The organism is Stenotrophomonas sp. GD04054 (genome assembly GCF_029836955.1).
Taxonomy (GTDB): Bacteria; Pseudomonadota; Gammaproteobacteria; order Xanthomonadales; family Xanthomonadaceae; genus Stenotrophomonas; species Stenotrophomonas maltophilia_A.
Map to the genome: position 1 here is coordinate 1 of NZ_JAOECR010000006.1, position 21060 is coordinate 21060.

A 21060-nucleotide genomic window follows, 5' to 3' on the forward strand; every position below is an offset into this window, starting at 1 on the left:
TGGCGCTTTTCCAGCACCGCCCGCGCATCATCCAGCGACAACCCGCGCGCGCGCAGCAGCACCAGCAGGTGGTACAGCAGGTCCGAGGCCTCGCCCAGCAACGCCTCGTCATCCTGCGCCACGGCGGCCAATGCGGTCTCCACGCCCTCCTCGCCCACCTTCTGCGCGATGCGGCGGATGCCGCCCTCGAACAGGCTGGTGGTGTAGCTGCCCGGCGGGCGCTGTGCCTCACGCATCGCCACCAGCTGGCCCAGCCCGCCCAGGAAATCCTTCGGCGCCTGGTCGAAACAGCTCTCGGCACCGGTGTGGCAGGTCGGCCCGGCCGGGCGCGCCATCACCAGCAGCGTATCGGCATCGCAGTCGACGCTGATCGACTGCACCACCAGCACGTTGCCGGACTGCTCGCCCTTGGTCCACAACCGCTGCTTGCTGCGGCTGAAGAAGGTCATGTGGCCGATGGCCAGCGTGGCAGCCAGCGATTCGGCGCTGACATAGCCCAGCATCAGCACCTGCAGGGTGTCGGCATCCTGCACCACCGCCGGCAGCAGGCCGTCGCCCTTGCCCCAGTCCAGCGCCTGCAGCGCATCCAGCGACGGCCTCACTTCAATAGACATCCCGCACCTCGATCTGCTGCCCGCGCAGGTAGCGCTTCAATTCCGGAATGGCGATGGCGCCGCTGTGGAACACACTGGCCGCCAACGCGCCGTCGACGTCGGCCTGGTCGAAGGCCTCGGCGAAGTGCTCCATCGCGCCGGCACCGCCCGAGGCGATCAGCGGCACCTGGCACAGGGCCCGCGCCTGCTGCAGCTGCACGACATCGTAGCCACGGCGTACACCATCGCTGTCCATGCAGTTCAGCACGATCTCGCCAGCGCCACGCCGTTGTGCTTCGACAATCCAGTCCAGCGTGCGCAGCGGCACCGCCTGGGTCTTGTCCGGGTCGCCACTGAAGCGGCGTACCCGCCACTGGCCATCCGCCTCGCGCACCGAATCGACACCGACCACCACGCACTGCACGCCGAACTCGTCTGCCAGCTCGGTGATCAGCTCCGGGCGACCCAGCGCCGGCGAGTTGATCGACACCTTGTCGGCACCGGCGAACAGCACGCGGCGCGCGGTTTCCACGCTGTCGATGCCACCGGCCACGCAGAACGGAATATCGATCAGGCGTGCGATGCGCTCGATCCAGGCGACGTCGACTGAACGCGCCTCGGGGCTGGCGCCGATGTCATAGAACACCAGCTCGTCCGCCCCCTGGTCGCGGTAGCGCTGTGCCAACTCGGCGATGTCGCCCATGTCGACGTGATCGCGGAAGCGTACGCCCTTGACCACGCGGCCATCGCGCACGTCCAGGCACGGAATGATGCGGCGGCTCAACATGCCAGCGCCTCGCCCAGGTCCATGTGCTGCTCCAGCAGGGCCTTGCCGAGGATGGCACCGCCGCAGCCGGCAGCACGCGCCTCGGCCACATCGGCCACGTCACGGATGCCACCGGAGGCCTGCACCGCCACGCCCGGCAGCAGCGCCGACAGGTGCTGGTAGAGGCTGATGTTGGGCCCGGCCAGCATGCCGTCGCGGGCGATGTCGGTGCACAACAGGTGGCGCATGCCGGCACGCGCATAACGCTGGGCCAGGTCATCCAGGGTCACGCCGGCATTCTCGGTCCAGCCGTGCACCGGCAGCTGCCATTGGCCCTGGGCATCCTGGCGGGCATCCAGCGCAATGGTGATGCGCCCGGCGCCGAACTCCTCCAGCCAGCCGACCACTTCGTCGGGGCGACGGACTGCCAGCGAACCCACCACCACGCGGCCGGCGCCGGCATCGAGGATGCGCGCCACATCGTCACGGCCACGCACGCCACCACCGGTCTGCACCTGCAGCGTGGTCTGCGCGCGGATCGACGCCAGCAGCGGTGCCAGCGTGTAGCCACCGGCACGTGCGGCGTCCAGGTCGACCAGATGCATCCATTGCGCGCCCTGTGCGGCGAAGGCGTGTGCGCGCGGCAGCGGATCGTCGCCATATGAGGTTTCCTGCGCATAATCGCCCTGGCGCAGCCGCACCACGCGGCCATCGCGGATATCCAGCGCGGGGTAGACGATGAAACTCATGCAGCAGTGCCCTCGAGGAAGTTGCGCAGCATCAGCGAGCCGGTCTCGCCGGAGCGCTCGGGATGGAACTGCGCGCCGTAGTAACGCCCCTGCTCGACCACGGCGGTGAACAGGCCGCCGTGGTCACAGGCGGCGACGGTGTGGGTATTGAGCGGCGCCGCATAGCTGTGTACGAAGTAGGCGCTGGCGCGCTCCGGCACACCCCGCAGAAGCAGCGATTCGCGCAGCGGGAGCAGGCGGTTCCAGCCCATGTGCGGCACACGGATGCCACAGGCCGGTACCAGCTTGCGCACCACGCCCGGAATCAATCCCAGTGTTTCGACGCCGGCCTCCTCGGACCGCTCGAACAGCAGCTGCATGCCCAGGCAGATGCCCATCAGCGGCACCTCCAGTCGCTGCAGCGGTTCCACCAGGCCCTGCGCATGCAGGCGCTGCATGCCGGGACCAGCGGCGCCGACGCCGGGCAGGATCACCCGCTGCGCACCGACCAGACCGTCCGCATCGCGCACCAGCCGCACCGTCGCGCCCAGGCGCTCCAATGCGTAGCGCACCGAGCCCAGGTTGGCACCGCCGGCGTCGATCAGCGCAACGTCGCTCACAGCGCCCCCTTGGTGCTCGGCAGTGCCGTGCCCTGGCGGGCCAATGCCGGGCGCAGCGCGCGCGCCAGTGCCTTGAAGCAGGCCTCGACCTTGTGGTGGTCGTTGTCGCCGCGCACCTGCAGGTTGAGGTTCAGGCCGCTGGCGTCGCACAGCGAACGGAAGAAGTGCGGCACCAGCTCGGTCGGCATGTCGCCCACCCGCTCACGCTTGAACTCGCCCTCGAACACGAAGTACGGGCGACCGCTGAAATCCAACGCGGCGCTGGCCAGGGTCTCGTCCATCGGCAGGGTGAAGCCGTAACGGCCGATGCCGCGCTTGTCGCCCAGCGCCTCGCGCAGGGCCTGACCCAGCGCCAGCCCGGTGTCCTCGATGGTGTGGTGCTCGTCGATGTGCAGGTCGCCCTCGGCCTGGATGTCCAGCGCGAACCCGCCGTGCTTGCCGATCTGTTCCAGCATGTGGTCGAAGAACGGCAGTCCGGTGGCGATGCGCGCATCACCGGCACGGTCCAGATCCAGTTCAACGCGGATCTTCGTCTCCTTGGTGTTGCGCTGGACCACCGCGGTGCGTGGCGCGTCGGCCAGTGCGTGGGCGATGCTCGGCCAGTCCCACTCGCCACCGAACTGTTCAGTACGCAGCTGGAAACCACGAATGTTGAGGTTGTCGGCGAACTGCAGGTCGGTGATGCGGTCACCAACCATGCCCGAGCGCACCCAGTCGATGCTACGGTCCTGCAGGTAGCCTGTCATCAAGCCGATGCCCGGCTTGCGGGTCGGCGCGTTGTCCTGCGGCCAGCTGCAGTCGATCAGCACGTCACGGAAGGTGATGCCCTGGCTTTCGAAGATCTGCAGCATCAGGTCGTTGGGGCCGTCGAAACTGGCGCGCGGGTAGCTCTCGCTGCCCAGTCCGTCCTGGTTGGTGACGATCACGAACTGGTAGCCGGCATCGCGCAGTTTCAGCAGCGCCGGGATCACCTGTGGCACGAAGCGCAGTTTCTCGTAAGCATCGATCTGGAAGTCGGCCGGTTCTTCAATGAGGGTGCCGTCGCGGTCGATGAACAGGATCGGTGTCATGCTGCGGCCCTCCGCGCCGACAGAGCCGCAAGCACGCGGTCATTCTCTTCGGGGCTGCCGATACTGATGCGCAGTGCATCACCCAGCTGCGGCGCGGCGCGCTGGTCGCGCACCACCACACCGGCATCCAGCAAGGTGTCGAACGCTGCCTGCGCATCAGCGAAGCGGACCAGCAGGTAGTTGCCGGACGAGCGGTACACGCGACGAACGCCAGGCAGGCCCGGCAGCGCAGCGAACAGGCGTTCGCGCTCGGCGATGACCGTGGTCACGCGCTCGGCGGTACGTGCCAGTGCGGCCGGCTGCAGCGCCTGCACGGCCAGCTCGGCGCACGGGGTCGGCACCGGGTACGGCGCCTGGCAGCGCCGCAGTACGGCAATCAGTTCCGGCGCGGCGATCAGGGTGCCGATGCGCGCGGCCGCAAGTGCGTGCGCCTTCGACAACGTGCGCAGCACTGCCAGATTGGCGTGCGTGGCCAGCAACGTGGTCGCCGACGGGCGCTGCGCGTACTCGACATAAGCCTCGTCCACCACCACCAGCGCCTGCCCACGCAGAGCAGTGGCCACGCGCTCGATCTCGTCCAGGGCGATGTCACTGCCAGCCGGGTTTGACGGTGCGCACAGGAACACCAGCTTGGCGTTGCGCGACTTGGCCGTATCGATCACAGCATCCAGATCAGCGCGCAGGCCGTCTTCGGCATCCACCAGCGGCACTTCAATCAGTGCGGCGCCCTGCAGGCGCGCGCAGACCGCGTACATGCCAAACACCGGCGGCGTGACCAGCACGCCATCGCGGCCCGGCACGCACAGGGCACGCACCAGCAGATCAATGGCTTCGTCGCTGCCACGGCCGATCAGCAGCTGCGGCGGCGTCACGCCGTACAGCGCCGCCAGGCCCTCGCGCAACGCCAGCGGCTGCGGTTCCGGATAGCGCCGGCTGTTGCCCGCCGCATCAGCCGGATTGGCCCAGGCCGACTCGTTGGCGTTCAACCAGACCTCGCCCTGCACCGCCGCGCTGCGCGCCGAACTGTAGCCGGCAAAGGCCTGCAGATCGGGGCGCACCAGCGCCAGCACATCATCGATATCCGCGTTCATGCCGCCGCCTCCATGCGAAGCGCAACCGCACGCTCATGCGCATCCAGCCCTTCGGCGCTGGCGATGATGCGTGCGCAGCTGCCGATTGCCGCCAACCCTGCAGCGCTGGCGCTCTGCACGCTGATCAGGTTCTGGAAGCTGGCCACGCTGACACCGCTGTAGGCGCGCGCGGCACCCGCAGTGGGCAGCACGTGATTGGTGCCGCTGCAGTAGTCGCCCAGCGCTTCGGGGGTGTAATCGCCCAGAAACACCGAGCCGGCCGCCTGCACCTTGTCCAGCCACGCGCGCGGATCGCGCAGGGCCAGGATCAGGTGCTCGGGCGCATAGCGGTTGCTGATCGCGAAGGCCTCGTCCAGCGAATCGACCTGGATCAGCCGCGACGCCGACAACGCCTGTCGCGCGATCTGCTGGCGCGGCAGCAGGGCCACCTGGCGCTCCACCTCTGCCTCGACCGCCGCCAGCATCGCGGCATCGTCGGTCAGCAGCAGCACCTGCGAATCCGGGCCGTGCTCGGCCTGCGACAGCAGGTCGGCGGCAACGAACGCCGGATTGGCGCCGGCATCGGCGATCACCAGTACTTCGGAGGGACCAGCCGGCATGTCGATGGCGGCGGCGCCATCCTGTGCGACCTGCTGCTTGGCTTCGGTGACGAAGCTGTTGCCGGGCCCAAACAGCTTGTCACAAGCCGGAATGCTGGCCGTGCCATAGGCCATCGCGGCGATCGCCTGCGCACCACCCAGCTTGAACACGCGCTGCACGCCGGTCAGGCGCGCGGCTACCAGCACCGCCGGATCGGCGCTGCCATCGGCGCGCGGCGGCGTGCACAGCACCACCTGCGGGCAGCCGGCCAGCTGCGCCGGAACGCCCAGCATCAACGCGGTGGACGGCAACGGCGCGCTGCCCGCCGGCACATACAGGCCCACCCGGCCGATCGGACGCAACATGCGTTCGCAGACCACGCCCGGCGCGGTTTCAACTGCATAGCCTTTGCCCATGCCAGCGGCGTGGAAGCGCGCGATGCGTTCGGCGGCTTCGACCATCGCCTGTCGCAGTTCGGCGGGCACAGCGGCTTCGGCAGCGGCGAATTCGGCTTCGGAAACTTCAAACGAGGCCAGCTCGACACGGTCGAAACGTGCAGTAATCGCACGCAATGCGTCGTCGCCCTGCGCGCGCACCTGTGCAATCAGGGCCGCCACCGCGTCACGGGTCTGCTGCGCCACGGTCTGCACCGGGCGGGTCAATGCCGCGCTGCGCGCGGCCTCATCAAGTCGGGACCAGATCAGACGGTTCATGCCAGCGACCGCTCCACGCTCAGTACCATCAGGCCCTGCGCACCCGCACGCTCGAGTTCCTCCATGCGCTGCCAGCTCAACGGGCCGGGGCACATGGTCAGCAGGCGCAGCGCGCCGCCATCGGCCGGCAACCGCACCAGCGGCTCGGCATCGGCCAGCAGCTGTGCCAGCGCGTCGACGCGATCCTCGCTGGCGCGGAACATCAGGAGCTTGCGGTCCTGCCGCTGCACCACGCCGTCGAGGCGGCGCAGCAGCATCGCGCGCAGCGATGCACGTGCGTCATCCGGCACGCGCACCGCGCCGGCCAGCACCGCCTCGCTGTCGAGCAGGTTGTGCACCGGGGTCAGCTGGTTGGCGCGCAGGGTGGCGCCGCTGGAGACCAGATCGCAGATCAGGTCGGCGGTGCCCAGGCGCGGGGCGATTTCCACCGAACCGGACAGCTCGACCACCTGTGCGTCCACGCCCTGATCGGCCAGCCACTGCTTGAGGATGGCCGGGTAGCTGGTGGCGATGCGGGTGCCGGCCAGCTGCGCCGGACCCTGCCACTGCCATTCCTCGGGCACCGCCAGCATCAGCCGGCACTGGCCGAAGCCCAGCCCGCGCAACGCCTGGTAGGCATCCGGCAGACCGATCTGGCGCCGCGCGGCGGCCTGTTCGTCCAGCTCATTGCGGCCGACGATGCCGAGATCGCAGACGCCGTCGGCGATCAGGCCGGGGATGTCGTCGTCGCGCACCAGCAGCAGGTCCACCGGCAGCGATTCGCCGTAGCAGAACAGCTTGTCGCGGCTCTCGCGCCAGCTCAGGCCGCAGGCGCTGAGCAGGTTGCGCGCGGGTTCGGCCAGCCGGCCACTCTTCTGGATGGCGATACGCAACCGGTCTCGTGCCGGCGCTGCCTGGGTTGCACTCATGGGGGAGGTCTCGAAGTTCGGAACGGGGCGCGGATCAGCGCGAAGCAAGGCGGTCGATGGCGGCGGCATAGCCTCGATGGCCATGCTCGAGCGTGCGTGCCACCCGTCCGGTGGTGGTCACGCTGACGCCGGTGCGCTCGTGGATCTCGCGGTACGGCACGCCCTGCTGCAGCAGCGGCACCACTTTCCAGCGGTCGGCCATGGCTTCCAGCTCGGCCGGGGTGCACAGATCACGCAGGAAGGCTTCGACCTGTTCCGGCTCGCGCAGGGCGGCAAAGGCTTGGGCCAGGGCTTCCAGGTCGGCCTTCGGGTCTTTGGCGGCAATTTCGGGGCGGGCTTTCACGGGGTCGTTTCCATGCATCAATGTAATAGCGCATTAGTACATTAGCGCATTCTTGCACAGTGCGTCAAATCGAGGATTGAGGGGGCGGCAGGGCTGCTGCCCTGCACCCGCCAAGAGCCAGAGCAAAAGCAAATGCTGATTTGCTGAGCGTTGGCGGGGAGGGTCCGGTGGCAGGGGACGCCGTTAACCCATCCATGGGGGCTTGGTCGCGGCATCCATGCCGCTCACACCCCTGCCACCGGACCCTCCCCGCCTTCGACAGTTGGCCGCGATCTGCTGGATCTCGCTGGGAAAGTGATCGAGAACGGCTTTTGTGGAGTCGAGCCATGCTCGACTGCGCTTCGTCCAGAAACGCAGAACGCCCACCAAAGGGTGGGCGTTCTGCTTTCAAATCAACAACCTGGCCCGACTCAGGGCAGGCAGCGCACCTCCGCCTGCAGCGCGCCGCGCCGCAGGCATTCGCCAAACAGGCTGCCCTGCCGGCTCGGCCGGAACTGAACGTTTTCCAACGCCCCCGCTCCCGCCCGGCACGTCCGCGAGGCCAGGGCCTGCAGATCGTCCTCCAGCTGTGCGCGGTCGATCGCATGGCAGCGATCAACCGCCAGCCGGTACTGCGCCAGCCCGATCCGCGTGCTGCGCAGCACCGGGTCACTCTGGCAGCCCGCCAGCAGGAGCACGCTCAGCACTCCTGCGGCGGCAGGCTTCACACCATCGCCTTGGACTGCTCCAGCTCCACCAGCAGGGTGCTGGCCAGTTCGTCGCGCGACACTTCGAACTGCTGCTCGCGCAGCAGGTCCTTCACCGCAACCACACCGCGCGCCAGTTCATCCTCACCCGCCAGCACCACGAAGCGGATGCCGGCCTTGGCCGCGTACTGGAACTGCTTGCCGATCTTCTTCGGCTCCATCTGCACTTCGGTGTTGATGCCACCGGCACGCAGGCGGCGGGCAATGTCCAGCGACTGCGGCATGCCCTGCTCGTCCATCAGCGCCACCAGCGCCTGCACGCTGCTGGCTTCGATGCCGTCGATCAGGCCGGCCTCGCGCAGTTGCCAGAACAAGCGCGACAGGCCGATGGAGATACCCACACCCGGCAGCTTGGACTTGCTGTAGTGGCTGGCCAGGTCTTCGTAACGGCCGCCCGAGCAGATCGAGCCGATCTGCGGGTGGTCGGTCAGCGTGGTCTCGTAGACGGTACCGGTGTAGTAATCCAGGCCGCGCGCAATGGAGAAGTTCAGGCAATACGCGGTTTCCGGCACGCCCAGCGCCTGCACCAGCTGCAGCACTTCGCGCAGTTCGGCGACGCCGGTACGCAGGATCTCCGAAGAACCGGCGTCGGCTTCCAGCGTGGCCAGCTGCGCCAGCGCATCGGCATGGCCCTGCGAACGCACGGCGACGAACGCCAGGATCTTCTCGACCTGTTCTGCCGGGATGTTGAAGCCCTCGCCCACCAACGTCTCGCGCACGTAGTCGGCGCCGCGCTTGTCCAGCTTGTCCACTTCGCGCAGCACCGCCAGCTGGCGCTCACCCTCGGCCACACCCAGGCTTTCAAAGAAGCCGCGCATCAGCTTGCGGTTGTTCAGCTGGATGCTGAAGTCACCGATGCGCAGTTCCGAGAACACCGCATGGATGACCGCCAGCACTTCAGCGTCGTAACGCACGCTCAGGCTGTCCTTGCCGATCACGTCGATGTCGCACTGGTAGAACTCGCGGAAACGGCCGCGCTGGGCGCGCTCGCCGCGGTAGACGCGCTGCATCTGGTAGCGGCGGAACGGGAAGGTCAGTTCGTGTTCGTGCTCGGCCACGTAGCGCGCCAGCGGTACGGTCAGGTCGAAGCGCAGCGCCATTTCCGGCAGCGAGCGATCGCCCGACTCGGCCGCGTTCGCCAGCGCCCCGGTGGACTGCACGAAGTACACCTGGCGCTCGGTCTCGCCACCGGACTTGGTCAGCAGCACGTCGGACAGCTCGAACACCGGCGTCTCCACCGGCAGGAACCCGAAGCGCTCGTAGTTGCGGCGGATGACGTCCAGCATGCGCTGGAACGCAATCTGCTCGCGCGGCAGCAGTTCAAGGGTGCCGGGCGGGGTACGGGGCTTGATCACGGGCGGAACTCCTGCTGGAACGGGACGTGGGAGGGGGCGACATTCTAGCGCCCCCGCCACGGGCAGGGTCGAACGGCCGCTTGAAGTATCATAAGGCCCTCCCCGCCCGCGATACGCCCCCCGCAACATGTCACGGCCTTCCGGCGCTCCGCCCGCCACCAACGATCCCGCCTCGCCGTCCTGCACCACGCTGGACTGCCTGCACTGCTCGGTTCGCCACCTTGCGGTGTGCTCGGCGCTGTCGCCCGATGAAGTGCAGGCGTTGGAGCAGGTCACCGTCTCGCAGCAGGTCAGCATGGGCAGCACGCTGGCCCGCACCGGCGAAGAGCGCGACCATGTCTATACATTGACCGGCGGCGCACTTCGCCTGGTGCGCACCCTGGCCGACGGCCGCCGTCAGATCAACGGCTTCGTGCTGCCCGGCGACTATCTGGGCCTGAGCGGCAGCGACCACCATCGCTACGACATCGAGGCCATCGCCGACAGCCGCGTCTGCCGCGTCGCGCTGCCACAGATGAAGGCCCTGCGCAGCCGTTTCCCGCACCTGGAGCGCAAGCTGCTGCAACGTGCCTGCCAGGAGCTGGATGCCGCACAGGATGCCGCGCTGGCACTGGCGCGCCTGCAGCCGGCCGAGAAGCTGGCCGATTTCCTGCTGCGCCTGGCCGCGCGCGAGGCCAAGCTGGGCGGCGACGGCCTGCGCGTATCGCTGCCGATGGGCCGCGGCGATATCGCCGACCATCTGGGCCTGACCATGGAAACGGTCAGCCGTACCTTCACCAAGCTGCGCCAGCAGGGGTTGATCGCCCTGCCCCACCTGAACGTGGTGGAGATCCTCGACGAGGATGGGCTGCGTACGCTGGCCGGTGAAGGGTTGATCTGACCGCATCGCGGTTCATGGGGTTGCCGGCCAGCGGCCGGCACTACCAGATAACGCAGCACGGGTAGTGCCGGCCGCTGGCCGGCAACCGCGTCCCTCTCCGCTCAGCGCAGCAGTACCTCACGCAATGCCGCGTAATCGGCCGCCAACGGTTCGGCGTGCGCCGGTCGCTGCAGCAACGCATCCAGCGCAGGCGGCACCGCCACCGCTTCGCCGATCAGCGGCTCGACCACGGCCTCGAACTTGGCCGGATGCGCCGTGGCCACCACCGCCCAGTCGCCCTTCGCACCACGCGCACGCAGGTCCTGCAGCACCTTCACCGCGGTCGCCGTGTGCGGGCAGAACAGCTCGCCGCGGCTGGCATGCGCTGCCGCAATCGTCGCGCGGATGGTCACGTCATCCACCGCGAACGCACGGAACGCAGCACGCAGTTCCGCGTCGTCGCCGTGGTAGAGCCAGCGCAGTCGCTCGAAGTTGCTCGGCGCACCCACGTCCATTGCATTGGCCACCGTCGCCACACTGGCCTGCGGCTGGTAGTCGCCACCATTGAAGTACGCCGGCAGAACGGCATTGGCATTGGTGGCCAGCACGATCTGGCCGATCGGCACACCCAGCGCGCGCGCCAGCACGGCCGCCATCGCATTGCCCAGGTTGCCGGTCGGCACCACCAGGTTGAGCCGGCGACGATGCGCCGCGTAGTGGCTCAACGCCGCATGCGCGTAATAGCTCATCTGCGGTAGCAGTCGGCCCAGGCTGATGCTGTTGGCCGAGCTCAACGGCACCTGCGCCTGCAGTTCGCGATCAGCCAGCGCCTGCTTGACCATCGCCTGGCAATCGTCGAACGCACCCGCCACACGCAGGGCCTGGATGTTGTCGCCGAAACAACCGAGCTGATGCGCCTGGCGCGGAGATACGCGGCCATCCGGATACAGCACCACCACGCGCACGCCGGGCCGGCGATGGAACGCCGCCGCAACGGCAGCACCTGTATCGCCGGAGGTGGCGACGACGATCGTCAGATCGCGGTCCTTGCCGGCCTGCAGCCGCGACAGCGTACCGGCCAGGAAGCGCGCGCCGATGTCCTTGAACGCCGCCGTCGGCCCATGGAACAGCTCCAGCACATGGTCACCGTCGCCCAGCGGGCGCAGCGGTACCGGAAAGTCGAACGCCTCGCGGCAGATCGATGGCAGTGCAGACTCCAGCGCGTCGCCAGCAAAGAACGGCATCAGCAGATCGGCGGCGGTATCGGCCAGCGTCGCCCCGGCCTGCAGCTCGCGTGGCGCCGGCAGCATCTGCGGAACGTACAGCCCACCATCAGGCGCCAATCCGGCGGCGATCGCCGCGCTGAGGCCAACGGCCGGAGACTGGCCGCGGGTCGAAACAAATTGCATGGGTTCGGTATCCAGTAGAGGGGAAGGATTCAGCACAAGCGGGCTCCCGGTGCATCCAGCGGCGACACCCAGGCATCGCTGTCAAAACCTGCGGCGGCGAATGCCGCCTGCACCGGTGTGGCGGCGGCACGCGCCTGGTCGGCATCCTCGAACCAGGCGAACACGCTGGGTCCGGCACCGGAGATGCCTGCACCCATTGCATTGGCCGACAGCGCCGCATCACGGGCAGCTTCGAAGCCGGCAATCAATCCGGCCCGGCGCGGCTCCACCAGCACGTCGCGCAGTCCCGCGCGCACCAGTGCGGCATCGCTGCGATGGCAGCCACTGAGCACCAGCGCGAGGTTCGCGCTCTGCGCCACGAACTCGCCCAGCGCATAGCTGCCCTGCAGCGCCTGGCGTGCGCGGCGCGTTTCCAGCACCGCGTGCGGATGCACCAACAGGCTGTGCCAGGTAGCCGGCACTGGAATCGGCAGCAGCCGATCGGCCGTGCACAGCGCAAGACCACCCAGCAGCAGCGGCCCCACGTTGTCACCGTGGCGGCCACCACTGGCCACCGCCTCGCCATCCAGCGCAAACGGATACAACGCCTCGCGCGACAGCGGCACATCCAGCAGCGCGTTGGCGGCGACCAGCGCCGCAACACTCGACGCTGCCGAACCGCCCATGCCGGAACCGAACGGAATGCCCTTGTCGATCTCCACCGCGAAACCGAAGTCCAGGCCCAGCCCTGCGCGCAGCGACATCAACGCTGCACCCGCAGTGTTTCCAGCCGCATCCAGCGGCAACTCAATGGCACTGCCGCGGATCGCCTCGATGCGCACCAGCGGCTCATCGATGCGGCGCACGCTCACGGTATCGCCAATGCCGGCAATGGCATGGCCGAGAATATCGAAGCCCACCGCCACGTTGGCCACCGAGGCAGGCGCGAACGCACGTGCGATCACAGGCGCGCTCCTTCACCGGCCGCGACCCGCAGCAGGTCGGCAAACACACCCGCCGCGGTGACTTCCGGGCCGGCGCCCGGCCCCTGCACCACCAGCGGGTTGTCGCAGTAACGGCGGGTACGGAACTGGACCACGTTGTCGGTCAGCCGCAGGTTGGCGAAGGCATGATCGGCCGGCAGTTCCTGCAGGCCGACCGAGGCGCCGTCGGCACCCAGCCGTGCCACATAGCGCAGCACCGCCCCCCGCGCCCGCGCATCCTGCAGGCGCTGCAGCAGGCTGGCGTCGGACTCGCCCAGCCGCGCCATGAAGTCATCCACGCTGCCCTCGCGCAGCAGCGCCGGCACAAGGCTTTCCACCTGTACCTGTTCCAGGCTGAGCGCGTGGCCGGCTTCACGGGCGAGGATCACCAGCTTGCGCGCCACATCCACACCCGAAAGATCATCGCGCGGGTCCGGCTCGGTGTAGCCCATCGACCGCGCCTGCGCGACCAGCTGCGAGAACGGCTGGATGCCATCGAAGCGGTTGAACAGCCAGGCCAGCGTGCCGGAGAAGATGCCTTCAATCGCCAGCACCTCGTCACCGGTATCGACCAGATCACGCAGCGTGGTGATCACCGGCAGGCCTGCGCCGACCGTGGCCTCGTAGCGGAAACGCGCCCCACTGGCCGCCGCTGCAGCACGGATGCGCTGGTAACGTGGCAGCGGCCCGGCGCCGGCCTGTTTGTTGGGGGTGACCACGTGGATGCCGGCCGCCAGCCAGCCCTCATAACGCTCGGCCACCTCAGCACTGCCACTGCAGTCGATCACAACCGCATGCGGCAGGTGGGCGGCCAGCAGGTGCTCGGTGAAACGATCCAGATCGCTGGACTCACCTGCTTCCTGCAAGGCCTCCCGCCAGTCGGCGTGCAGGCCATCCACTTCCAGGCGCATGCGCGAACGCGAAGCCAGCGCGCGCAGGCGCAGATCCACATTGGCCTTGGCCAGCAGCTGCGGGCGTGCGGCCAGCAGCTGGTCCAGCAGTGCGGCACCGACGTTGCCCGGCCCGATCACACCGACCGCAAAGGTCTGCGGCGACAGCCAGAAGCCGGCATGTGCAGCGCGCAAGGCGCGGGTGGCATCGGCACTGTCCACCGCCACCGAAATGTTGCGCTCGGACGAGCCCTGCGCGATCGCCAGGATGTTCACCTGCGCACGGCCCAGCGCCTCGAACAGACGTGCGGCCACACCGGGCTGGCCGGCCATGCCGTCACCGACCGCAGCCAGCACGCTGACGCCCTCACTGACCTGCACGCGTTGCACCTGGCCCACCGACAGCTCATGCGCGAACGCGTGCAGCAGTGCCTCGCGGCCACGGCCGGCTTCAGCAGCACGCACCACACAGCAGATCGAATGTTCCGACGACCCCTGCGAGATCATCACCACCGACACCTGCGCCTGGCGCAGGGCGGCGAATACGCGCTCTGCAGTGCCCGGCACGCCGATCAGACCGGTGCCTTCCAGGTTCAGCAGGGCCAAGCCGGGGCTCAGGGTCAGGCCCTTCACCGGCCCACGCGGCGAGCGCTCGGCACTGATGCGCGTCCCCGGATGCGCCGGCTGGAAGGTATTGCGGATGAAGATCGGCAGGCCGAGGCGGATCGCCGGCGACATCGTCTGCGGGTGCACCACCTTGGCGCCGAAGTAAGCCAGCTCGCAGGCCTCGTCGTAGCTCAGCGACTCCAACTGCACCGCCTCGGGCACCAGCCGCGGGTCGGCCGACAGCACGCCGTCGACATCGGTCCAGATGTGCAGTTCATCGGCGTTGAACAGCGCGGCGAAGATCGCGCCGGAGTAATCGCTGCCGTTGCGGCCGAGCGTGGTGATGCGGTCATGACGGTCACGGGCGACGAAGCCGGTGGCGACCAGGCGTGGCTGCGGATGCTGCAGGCGCCACTTGGCGAGGCGGTCGGCACTGGCTTCCCAGTCGACATCCACGCCCAGTTCGCCATGCCCCACCACCAGTACGTCGCGCGCATCCAGCACTGCACAGTCTGCGCCCAGCGCCTGCAGGTGCGTGCCGAGCAGCTGCGCGGAAAACACTTCGCCCAGGCCCTGCACGCGGTCGAGTACTTCGCGTGGCAGCTCGCCGATCACCGCCAACGCCGCCAGCACGTCGGCCAGTTGATCGAAGCGGGCGTCGATCCATTCAACGGTCTCGCCCACCTGCTCGCCCAGCAGGGCCACGGCGGCACCACGGTGGCGCGCGCGCAGCGCATGCCAGGCCTCGCGCCAGCCTTCGTCTCCCTTGGCTGCCAGCTGGGCCAGATCGATCAGTGCGTCGGTGACGCCCTTCATCGCCGAGACGACAGTGACCTGCAGCGATTCGGGGCGGGCCAGCAGCAGGCCGGCAACATGGCGGTAGCGTTCGGCATCGGCCACCGAGGTGCCGCCGAACTTGTGCACGACGATGGACGGTGCAGCCAGATCGGCCGGGGCAACGGGATGAGCGGGGGCGTGGGAAGACATGCAGACCTCGGTAGGAGGCCCCGTCGCATGCAGGTGTCGAGTTTCCCCGCCACCTGTATGGTGCGGGGCCGTGGTTTTCGGGAGTTACACGAAGACGACGGGCCGCACCAGGGCAGTGGTGACGGTGGTGGTGGTAATGGTGGTGGTGGCGACCGGCGCAGTCGAACGGCCCGCAGTAGCGGGGGCGATCAGGCTGGCGTGGGCGGCATCAAGAACCATGACGCACAGAAAACACCGTGCGCCGGGCCGCTGTCAAGTGCTGCGGTGCAAAAAGTCGTTGCCGCGATCATCGGCCAACGTGCCGGCATTTGGTTGCATCTGAGACAAAGCGGCCATCAGTATGCTTGACGGCCGCATTCAGCCAGCATGTTCGGCGATCGCGCGGGGCGTGCGATGCGCATGCGCGCACAGCATCACGCCGGCCACCAGGAACACGATCGCCAGCGCTTCGAGCAGCGAGGGCCAGCGCTGCTGCCAGGCGAATGCGTAGAGCAACGCGAACAGGGTCTCGAACACGATCATCTGGCCGGTCAGGGTCAGCGGCAGCAGGCGGCTGGCACGGTTCCAGAACGCATTGCCAAGGATCGAGGCGACCACCGCCACACCCGCGCTGATCGCCCAGAAACCACTCCACTGCGCCGCCGTGTGCCCGCCGGTGTGGCCGATGAAGGCCATCGGCACCAGCAGTAGAGCCAGGCCGCCGGTGGTGACGCCAGTCAGCAGCGACCAGTCGTGGCTGGACAGATCCGGTCGGCGCGCCAGCCAGCGGCTGTTGCCGATCGAGTACAACGCCCACGAAAACAGCGCGCCGAACGCGCACAGCAGGCCGATCAGGCGCTGCCGCCACGGTGTCGCGAGGTGCTCAGACATCAGTGCTTCCCAGCCAACCAGTGCCACGCCCAGCACGCACAGGCCCAGTGCCGGCAGCAGCTGCTTCAGCGGCACCGCGCCCTGCTCGCGCACACCGACCAGGGTCACTACCACCGGAATCAGGCCGACAATCAAGGACGCCGCCGCACCGCCAGCCCACTGCACCGCCGTCGCCAGCAGCAGGAAATACACCAGGTTCCCGGCCAGGCTCAGCCACAACAGGCCGATCCACTCGGCGCGGCCCAGCCGTGGTGCCAGCCGCTTCCAGCGCGGCAGCAGCAGGGCTACGGCGATCAGACCGTAGACCAGATAGCGGCCGGCCGACAGTTGCAGGGCATTGAACGACTGCAGCACGGCGGGCGCGAGGAAGACCACGCCCCACAGCGCGCCAGCGGCAACGCCATTGGCGATGCCCAGGGCCATCGGGTTGTTGCGCATTCGGGTTCTTCGGGGGGAGAGAACAGGCCGCGCAGTGTAAGCGCTGGCCGCTGGGCGCTCTTGACCGAGGCTACTGCCCTCCCGCCTTTGTAGCGTCGAGCCATGCTCGACTGCCGTTCGCGAGGTGGCCGGTGCAGAAGCCGTCGAGCATGGCTCGACGCTACAGTCCGGCGTTCCTGCGCCACGCGGCCGGGGTCTGCCCACACTCACGGCGCAGCGCGCGGGTCAGTGCACTCTGCTCGGAATAGCCTGCGGCCAGCGCAATATCACTGATCGGCGCCGTGCTGGAGCGCAGCTGGTGCTTGGCCCAACGCAACCGGCATGCACTGAGCCATGCCTGGGGGCTGAGCCCGAACTCACGCTGGAACAGCGCGTGCAAGCGGCTCTCGCTGACCCCGACAGACGCGGCCATGCGCGCCACTGGCCACGCCTGGCCCGGATCGGCCTGCACTGCCGCACACAGTCCCTGCATGCGCGCGCCACTGCCGGCCGGTGCAAATACCTGCAGCAGCTGCGGCAGCAGGGCCGGCATCGGCTGCCCGTCCTGCACGCCCGCCAGGCGTTGTCGCAGCGCATGCGGCAGGTGCAGCCAGCGCTGCCGGCACAGATGCTCCTGCGTGCCGTCATCAAGCACGCCGGGAGGACAATCCACGATCACGAAACCGTTCGGACCATCGGCCATCTGGTCATGCGCTTCGCCGGCCGCAACGAAAACACCCTGCAGCAGGTCCAGGCGGCCACCGCGGCCTTCCATCTCGAAGTGCAGTTCGCCCTGCAGCGGCAGCACCCATTGCGCGTAGTCATGGCGATCCAGGCCGGTGGCCTGGCCGTAGTGCCGCAGATGGAAGATGGCGCCCATCCGCGCAGTGTGCGCGTGTAGCAACGGCCGTGCAAACCGCTGCTATAGTCGATCCGTCATCCAACGCAGGGAGTGCAGGACATGACCCATCGGCAGGTGTCACTGGTGCTTGCCAGCAGCCTCGGCCTGGCGCTCGCAGCTTCGGTCTCCGCACAGGAGCGTACGCCCCCGGCCCCGCACTGCATGGACGCGGTCGGCGTGCAGGAAGTGGAGCAGGCATCACCGCGCTCGATCGCACTGCGCGCCGCCTCCGGTCAGGCATATCGGATCGACTTCAACGAAGATTGTCCCGGCGTCCGCGGTGCTACCTCGCTGAAGCTGGAAGCACCTGCCGGCTGGGCCTGTGGTCGCCCCAACGAACGCGTCGTGGTCGACGGCCGCCGCTGCGCCGTCAATGCTGTCACCCCGCTGCAGGATCGCGACTACGCCAGCGTCGCCCGCGACAGCGACCGCCTGCGCACGGCTACCCTGCCCGCCGTGACCATCCGCGAGCGCAGGGAAATCCGCCGCAGCTTCGGCGGCTCACCGTCGTACTGCTTTGCCACCCGCAACGTGCGTGCCTGGTCATCCGACCCGCAGGGCATGCTGGTGGAGACCAATCCGCGCCGCAATGGCGGCCACCGCTACTACCGGGTCGAACTCGGCAGCCACTGCCGCCAGCTCGACCGAGCGCCGCAGCTGAGCTTCCACTCGGGCCTGCAGAACGGCCTGATCTGTGGCAATCCCGGCGATCGGATCATGACTGCCGAGTTCGAGACAGACGATCTGCGCGGTGAAAGCATCGCCCCACTGCCGCAGTACACCCGCGGCAGCTGCACGATCCAGGCGGTCTACCCGGCCTCCAGCCAGGCGTCGAACTAACCGTCGACGCCAAGGAAGGTGAACGGTGCGCTGGGCACGAACTGGCCCAGTGCATCGCCGGCAAAGGTGTTGCGCTGGTCCTTGCCAAGATCGAGCTTGAGCACCTGGCCGCCGAAATCGACCTTGTTCAGATCGACCCAGAAGGTGTTCGGGGTCAACGCCGACTCGAAGAAGTACAGCCGCCGCTTGTGATCAGCCACCGTGCGCCAGCGCGTGGATGAGATGTTCGGCTCACCCGGCGTGGTGATGCCATACGGCACCGACGCATTGCGGATCACGCTGAACACACTGGCCAGCGCCTCCACCGGGTCTTCGGCCTTGGGAATGGCGTTGATGTAGAACGAGGCGCGCGCGAAACGATCGGCGGAGCGGTTGGTGCCCGGCAGCATCACCGTGCCACCGATCTGCTGCCAGTAACTGTTGAGGGCCAGCTGCTGCTCGAAGATCGGCGAGTTGGTCATCACCTGATAGCGCCGGTCATGGTGAATCACCTGGCGACCGCCGATGTACTCGACGATGGCGCTGTCGCCGGTGGCATCGGACAGCGACAGGTGCAGCGTCGCCTGGCGGTCTTCGCCCGGCACCTTGTCGGTGACGATCGAGTACGGCTCACGTTTGAGCGCCGCGACCGCCTCGTCCACGGTGGCGAAATTGTCCAGCACATACTGCGCCCACAGCGAGATCGCCAGTCCCGGCTTGTTGCCACGCTGCTGCGGATACTCCGATTCCACCAGCCACAGCAGGTTGGCCACCAGCCCCTTCTCGTTCATGCCATCGGTGGTCGACACGTCGTAGCCGGTGGCCACCACGCTGCCGTAGCGCGCAGTCCAGGCCAGCGATTTCGGACCGGCCAGGCCGGTGCGTGCGATGCCACGCGGCAACACGTAGAGGTTGGTCGCCACATCGACCTTCCAGTCCATCGAGCGCGCAGTGATCACATCGCCGTTGTCGCCCCGATACACTGCACGCGTGCAGGCCAGTGCCGGCGTGATCGCAGATGCCAGCGCCATGGCCAGCATTGCCTTTCCCTTCCACTTCATCCGTGCCATGTCGTTACGCTCCTTTCCCCGTGGTCCGTCGATCTGACCCGATCCATGGTGACACAGGGGTGAAGCCTCAGCGCACGAAGCGATCGTGCAGCCAGAAGCCCACCACCATGGCAGGCACGAACCACAGCGCTTCACGCGATGCGACAGCCAGCCCGGCGATGGCCGGTCCGGGGCAGTAACCAGCCCATCCCCAGCCGATACCGAACAGCGCGGCGCCCAGCAGCAGGCGCGCATCGACATCACGTGCGGTGGGCAGCTGGAAGCGGGCCGCATACCCGGGACGCGCGCGTCGCAGCACCCAGCGCTGCCCGACCGCACTGACCAGCAGCGCCGAGGCCAGCACCCACATCAACGTCGGATCAAAATCACCGGCGACATCGAGGAAGCCGAGTACCCGACGCGCGTCGGTCATCCCCGAGAGCGCAAGCCCCGCGCCAAACAGCGCACCTGCCACCGCGGCGGCCACGACCGCGCGACTCATGCCAGGCCTCCGCGGTGACGGACCAGGAACGTGGTCAGCATCGCGCAGGCCATGAACACCAGCACTGCCAGCAGCGAGCGCTTCGAGCCGCGGGCCATGCCACAGACGCCATGACCACTGGTACAACCACTCCCCAGGCGCGTGCCGAAGCCCACCAGCAGGCCGGCGCCGATCAACTGCCAGGCGGGCAAGGCATCGCGCAGCAGCACACGTGGCGAGGCCTCGGGCAGCGACTGCCACCACAGCACCAGCCCCGCTGCTGCGAGCAGCCCCAACAGGAATGCCCAGCGCCAGCCGCGCTCGCCTTCCGCTGCGCGCAGGCTGCCTGCAGCGATCCCGCTGATACCCGCCACGCGCCCTACAGTGGCGAGCAGCAACACCGCGGCGGCGCCGATCAGCGCTCCGCCAGCCACCGCAGTCCATGGCAGGTTCATGCCCTGCCCTCTTTCACGCCGCTCATGGGATTGCCCTTTTATTTAGATTTATCTAAATTAGACACTTCTAAACAAAAAGGTCAACCATGGCCCGCACCCCGCTCGACAGCGCCGCCATGGCCGAACACGCCGCCGAGGCTGCAGCCCTCCTCAAAAGCCTGGCCCATCCTGCGCGCCTGCGCGTGCTGTGCCGCCTGGTCGAAGGTGAGGCACCAGTGCCGGAACTGCAGGCACTGACCGGACTCAGCGCATCAGCGCTGTCACAGCATCTGGCGGTGTTGCGCGAACTGGATATCGTCGCGACGCGTCGCGAAGCGCAGGCCATCCACTACCGCGTAATTGAAGGGCCCGCACTGGGCGTGCTGCAGGCGCTGCATGCCGCCTACTGCGGCGGCACTTCGCGTTGACGCTCAGCCGGCGTGGAGGGCGGGCTGCACGACGTTGTCGAGCAGATCCACCGGGGTCGGCGCCGAACGATCACCTTCCAGCGCCCGGCTGAAACCCGACCAGTCGCTGGCCGACAGCTGGCGCAGCAGTGCTGCATCCACCGGCAACGCGCGCATCGACCAGTACGGAAACTGACGCTGGCCCAGGCGGCCGCGCGCCAGCTCGATGATGTCGACATGGCTGCCGGCCTGCAGGATGCGCTCGTACACCGAATCGATACCGTCCGGCGGCCCCTCGATGTACTGCAGGAATCGCCCGCCGTCATGCAGCAGCACACCGGTCACGCCCGCCATCTTGTTGAAGCGGGCGGCATCGTCGACCAGCGCCTGCAACCGTTCAGCGGAAAGATCCGGCAACGCCTGGCTGACGTAGGCGATGGCACGCAGTGGCATGGTG

24 protein-coding genes are annotated in these 21060 nt (G+C 68.1%); 4 read left to right on the plus strand and 20 right to left on the minus strand.

The annotated features are described in order from the left end of the window. The 11 genes from hisIE to hisS all read right to left on the minus strand — a co-directional run. The coding region (gene hisIE, locus N7573_RS05200; RefSeq protein ID WP_279943089.1) for a bifunctional phosphoribosyl-AMP cyclohydrolase/phosphoribosyl-ATP diphosphatase HisIE at window positions 1-614 on the minus strand (614 nt) is incomplete at its 3' end. Then, window positions 604-1380: an imidazole glycerol phosphate synthase subunit HisF gene (hisF, locus tag N7573_RS05205; protein WP_005409431.1), complete on the minus strand. Its 777-nt coding sequence runs from the start codon at window positions 1378-1380 to the stop codon at window positions 604-606. The genes hisIE and hisF, both read right to left, overlap by 11 nt. After that, a complete protein-coding gene (gene hisA, locus N7573_RS05210; RefSeq protein ID WP_279912702.1) occupies window positions 1374-2108 on the minus strand; it encodes a 1-(5-phosphoribosyl)-5-[(5-phosphoribosylamino)methylideneamino]imidazole-4-carboxamide isomerase in 735 nt (244 codons plus the stop codon). Before hisA ends, hisF begins: the two co-directional genes overlap by 7 nt. Beyond that, window positions 2105-2707: an imidazole glycerol phosphate synthase subunit HisH gene (hisH, locus tag N7573_RS05215; RefSeq protein ID WP_024956882.1), complete on the minus strand. Its 603-nt coding sequence runs from the start codon at window positions 2705-2707 to the stop codon at window positions 2105-2107. Before hisH ends, hisA begins: the two co-directional genes overlap by 4 nt. Next, complete coding sequence (gene hisB / locus N7573_RS05220; RefSeq protein WP_279912703.1) at window positions 2704-3777, minus strand: bifunctional histidinol-phosphatase/imidazoleglycerol-phosphate dehydratase HisB; 1074 nt, start codon at window positions 3775-3777, stop codon at window positions 2704-2706. Before hisB ends, hisH begins: the two co-directional genes overlap by 4 nt. Continuing rightward, window positions 3774-4868 carry a histidinol-phosphate transaminase gene (gene hisC, locus N7573_RS05225; protein WP_279912704.1) on the minus strand — a complete coding sequence of 365 codons (1095 nt, stop codon included), beginning with the start codon at window positions 4866-4868 and terminating at the stop codon, window positions 3774-3776. The genes hisB and hisC overlap by 4 nt, the downstream gene beginning before the upstream one ends. After that, a complete protein-coding gene (hisD, locus tag N7573_RS05230) occupies window positions 4865-6160 on the minus strand; it encodes a histidinol dehydrogenase (RefSeq protein ID WP_279912705.1) in 1296 nt (431 codons plus the stop codon). The genes hisC and hisD overlap by 4 nt, the downstream gene beginning before the upstream one ends. After that, window positions 6157-7068 (minus strand): ATP phosphoribosyltransferase, encoded by a 912-nt coding sequence (gene hisG / locus N7573_RS05235; RefSeq protein WP_279912706.1) that lies wholly within the window; start codon window positions 7066-7068, stop codon window positions 6157-6159. Before hisG ends, hisD begins: the two co-directional genes overlap by 4 nt. 34 nt (window positions 7069-7102) lie before the next feature. Then, entirely contained in the window at window positions 7103-7411 is a 309-nt protein-coding gene (locus tag N7573_RS05240; protein ID WP_088025802.1) for a YerC/YecD family TrpR-related protein, read from the minus strand. 410 nt (window positions 7412-7821) lie between these two features. Next, entirely contained in the window at window positions 7822-8088 is a 267-nt protein-coding gene (locus N7573_RS05245; protein ID WP_279912707.1) for a hypothetical protein, read from the minus strand. A gap of 26 nt (window positions 8089-8114) precedes the next feature. After that, window positions 8115-9512, minus strand: coding sequence for a histidine--tRNA ligase (gene hisS / locus N7573_RS05250; protein WP_014037003.1), 1398 nt, complete (start codon window positions 9510-9512; stop codon window positions 8115-8117). Between the two features lie 127 nt (window positions 9513-9639). Here hisS and N7573_RS05255 point away from each other — a divergent pair, with 127 nt between their 5' ends. Continuing rightward, a complete protein-coding gene (locus tag N7573_RS05255) occupies window positions 9640-10392 on the plus strand; it encodes a helix-turn-helix domain-containing protein (protein WP_032127414.1) in 753 nt (250 codons plus the stop codon). A gap of 101 nt (window positions 10393-10493) precedes the next feature. Here N7573_RS05255 and thrC read toward each other — a convergent pair whose 3' ends face one another. Genes thrC through thrA form a run of 3 tightly spaced genes read right to left on the minus strand, consistent with a single transcriptional unit; the run spans window position 10494 to window position 15225 of the window. Beyond that, entirely contained in the window at window positions 10494-11780 is a 1287-nt protein-coding gene (gene thrC / locus N7573_RS05260; RefSeq protein WP_279943090.1) for a threonine synthase, read from the minus strand. A gap of 29 nt (window positions 11781-11809) precedes the next feature. After that, window positions 11810-12724: a homoserine kinase gene (locus N7573_RS05265; RefSeq protein WP_049462022.1), complete on the minus strand. Its 915-nt coding sequence runs from the start codon at window positions 12722-12724 to the stop codon at window positions 11810-11812. Further along, entirely contained in the window at window positions 12721-15225 is a 2505-nt protein-coding gene (thrA, locus tag N7573_RS05270; RefSeq protein ID WP_279912095.1) for a bifunctional aspartate kinase/homoserine dehydrogenase I, read from the minus strand. The genes N7573_RS05265 and thrA overlap by 4 nt, the downstream gene beginning before the upstream one ends. A 27-nt stretch (window positions 15226-15252) precedes the next feature. Between thrA and N7573_RS05275 the strand changes: the two genes are divergently transcribed. After that, window positions 15253-15573, plus strand: a complete 321-nt coding sequence (locus tag N7573_RS05275) for a hypothetical protein (RefSeq protein WP_162489745.1) — start codon at window positions 15253-15255, stop codon at window positions 15571-15573. A gap of 9 nt (window positions 15574-15582) precedes the next feature. Here N7573_RS05275 and N7573_RS05280 read toward each other — a convergent pair whose 3' ends face one another. Continuing rightward, window positions 15583-16533, minus strand: coding sequence for a DMT family transporter (locus tag N7573_RS05280; protein ID WP_049462024.1), 951 nt, complete (start codon window positions 16531-16533; stop codon window positions 15583-15585). A 160-nt stretch (window positions 16534-16693) separates the two neighbouring features. Continuing rightward, window positions 16694-17392 (minus strand): AraC family transcriptional regulator, encoded by a 699-nt coding sequence (locus N7573_RS05285; protein WP_180836979.1) that lies wholly within the window; start codon window positions 17390-17392, stop codon window positions 16694-16696. 81 nt (window positions 17393-17473) lie between these two features. Here N7573_RS05285 and N7573_RS05290 point away from each other — a divergent pair, with 81 nt between their 5' ends. After that, window positions 17474-18253, plus strand: a complete 780-nt coding sequence (locus N7573_RS05290) for a DUF6491 family protein (protein WP_279912093.1) — start codon at window positions 17474-17476, stop codon at window positions 18251-18253. Here the strand turns inward: N7573_RS05290 and N7573_RS05295 are convergent. The 3 genes from N7573_RS05295 to N7573_RS05305 form a co-directional block, all read right to left on the minus strand. Continuing rightward, entirely contained in the window at window positions 18250-19302 is a 1053-nt protein-coding gene (locus N7573_RS05295; protein WP_032127421.1) for a linear amide C-N hydrolase, read from the minus strand. The two genes, N7573_RS05290 and N7573_RS05295, sit on opposite strands and share 4 nt — an antisense overlap. Before the next feature lie 67 nt (window positions 19303-19369). After that, on the minus strand, window positions 19370-19783 hold the full coding sequence (locus N7573_RS05300; protein ID WP_277779037.1) for a DUF6691 family protein: 414 nt from the start codon (window positions 19781-19783) through the stop codon (window positions 19370-19372). Next, entirely contained in the window at window positions 19780-20217 is a 438-nt protein-coding gene (locus N7573_RS05305; RefSeq protein WP_279912092.1) for a YeeE/YedE thiosulfate transporter family protein, read from the minus strand. The genes N7573_RS05300 and N7573_RS05305 overlap by 4 nt, the downstream gene beginning before the upstream one ends. 86 nt (window positions 20218-20303) lie before the next feature. Between N7573_RS05305 and N7573_RS05310 the strand changes: the two genes are divergently transcribed. Continuing rightward, window positions 20304-20624, plus strand: a complete 321-nt coding sequence (locus tag N7573_RS05310) for a metalloregulator ArsR/SmtB family transcription factor (RefSeq protein WP_049398524.1) — start codon at window positions 20304-20306, stop codon at window positions 20622-20624. A gap of 3 nt (window positions 20625-20627) precedes the next feature. Here the strand turns inward: N7573_RS05310 and N7573_RS05315 are convergent, their stop codons facing one another. Continuing rightward, the gene (locus N7573_RS05315; protein ID WP_032127425.1) at window positions 20628-21056 is read right to left on the minus strand and encodes a BLUF domain-containing protein; all 429 of its coding nucleotides are present in this window, start codon (window positions 21054-21056) and stop codon (window positions 20628-20630) included. Window positions 21057-21060 lie beyond the last annotated feature (4 nt).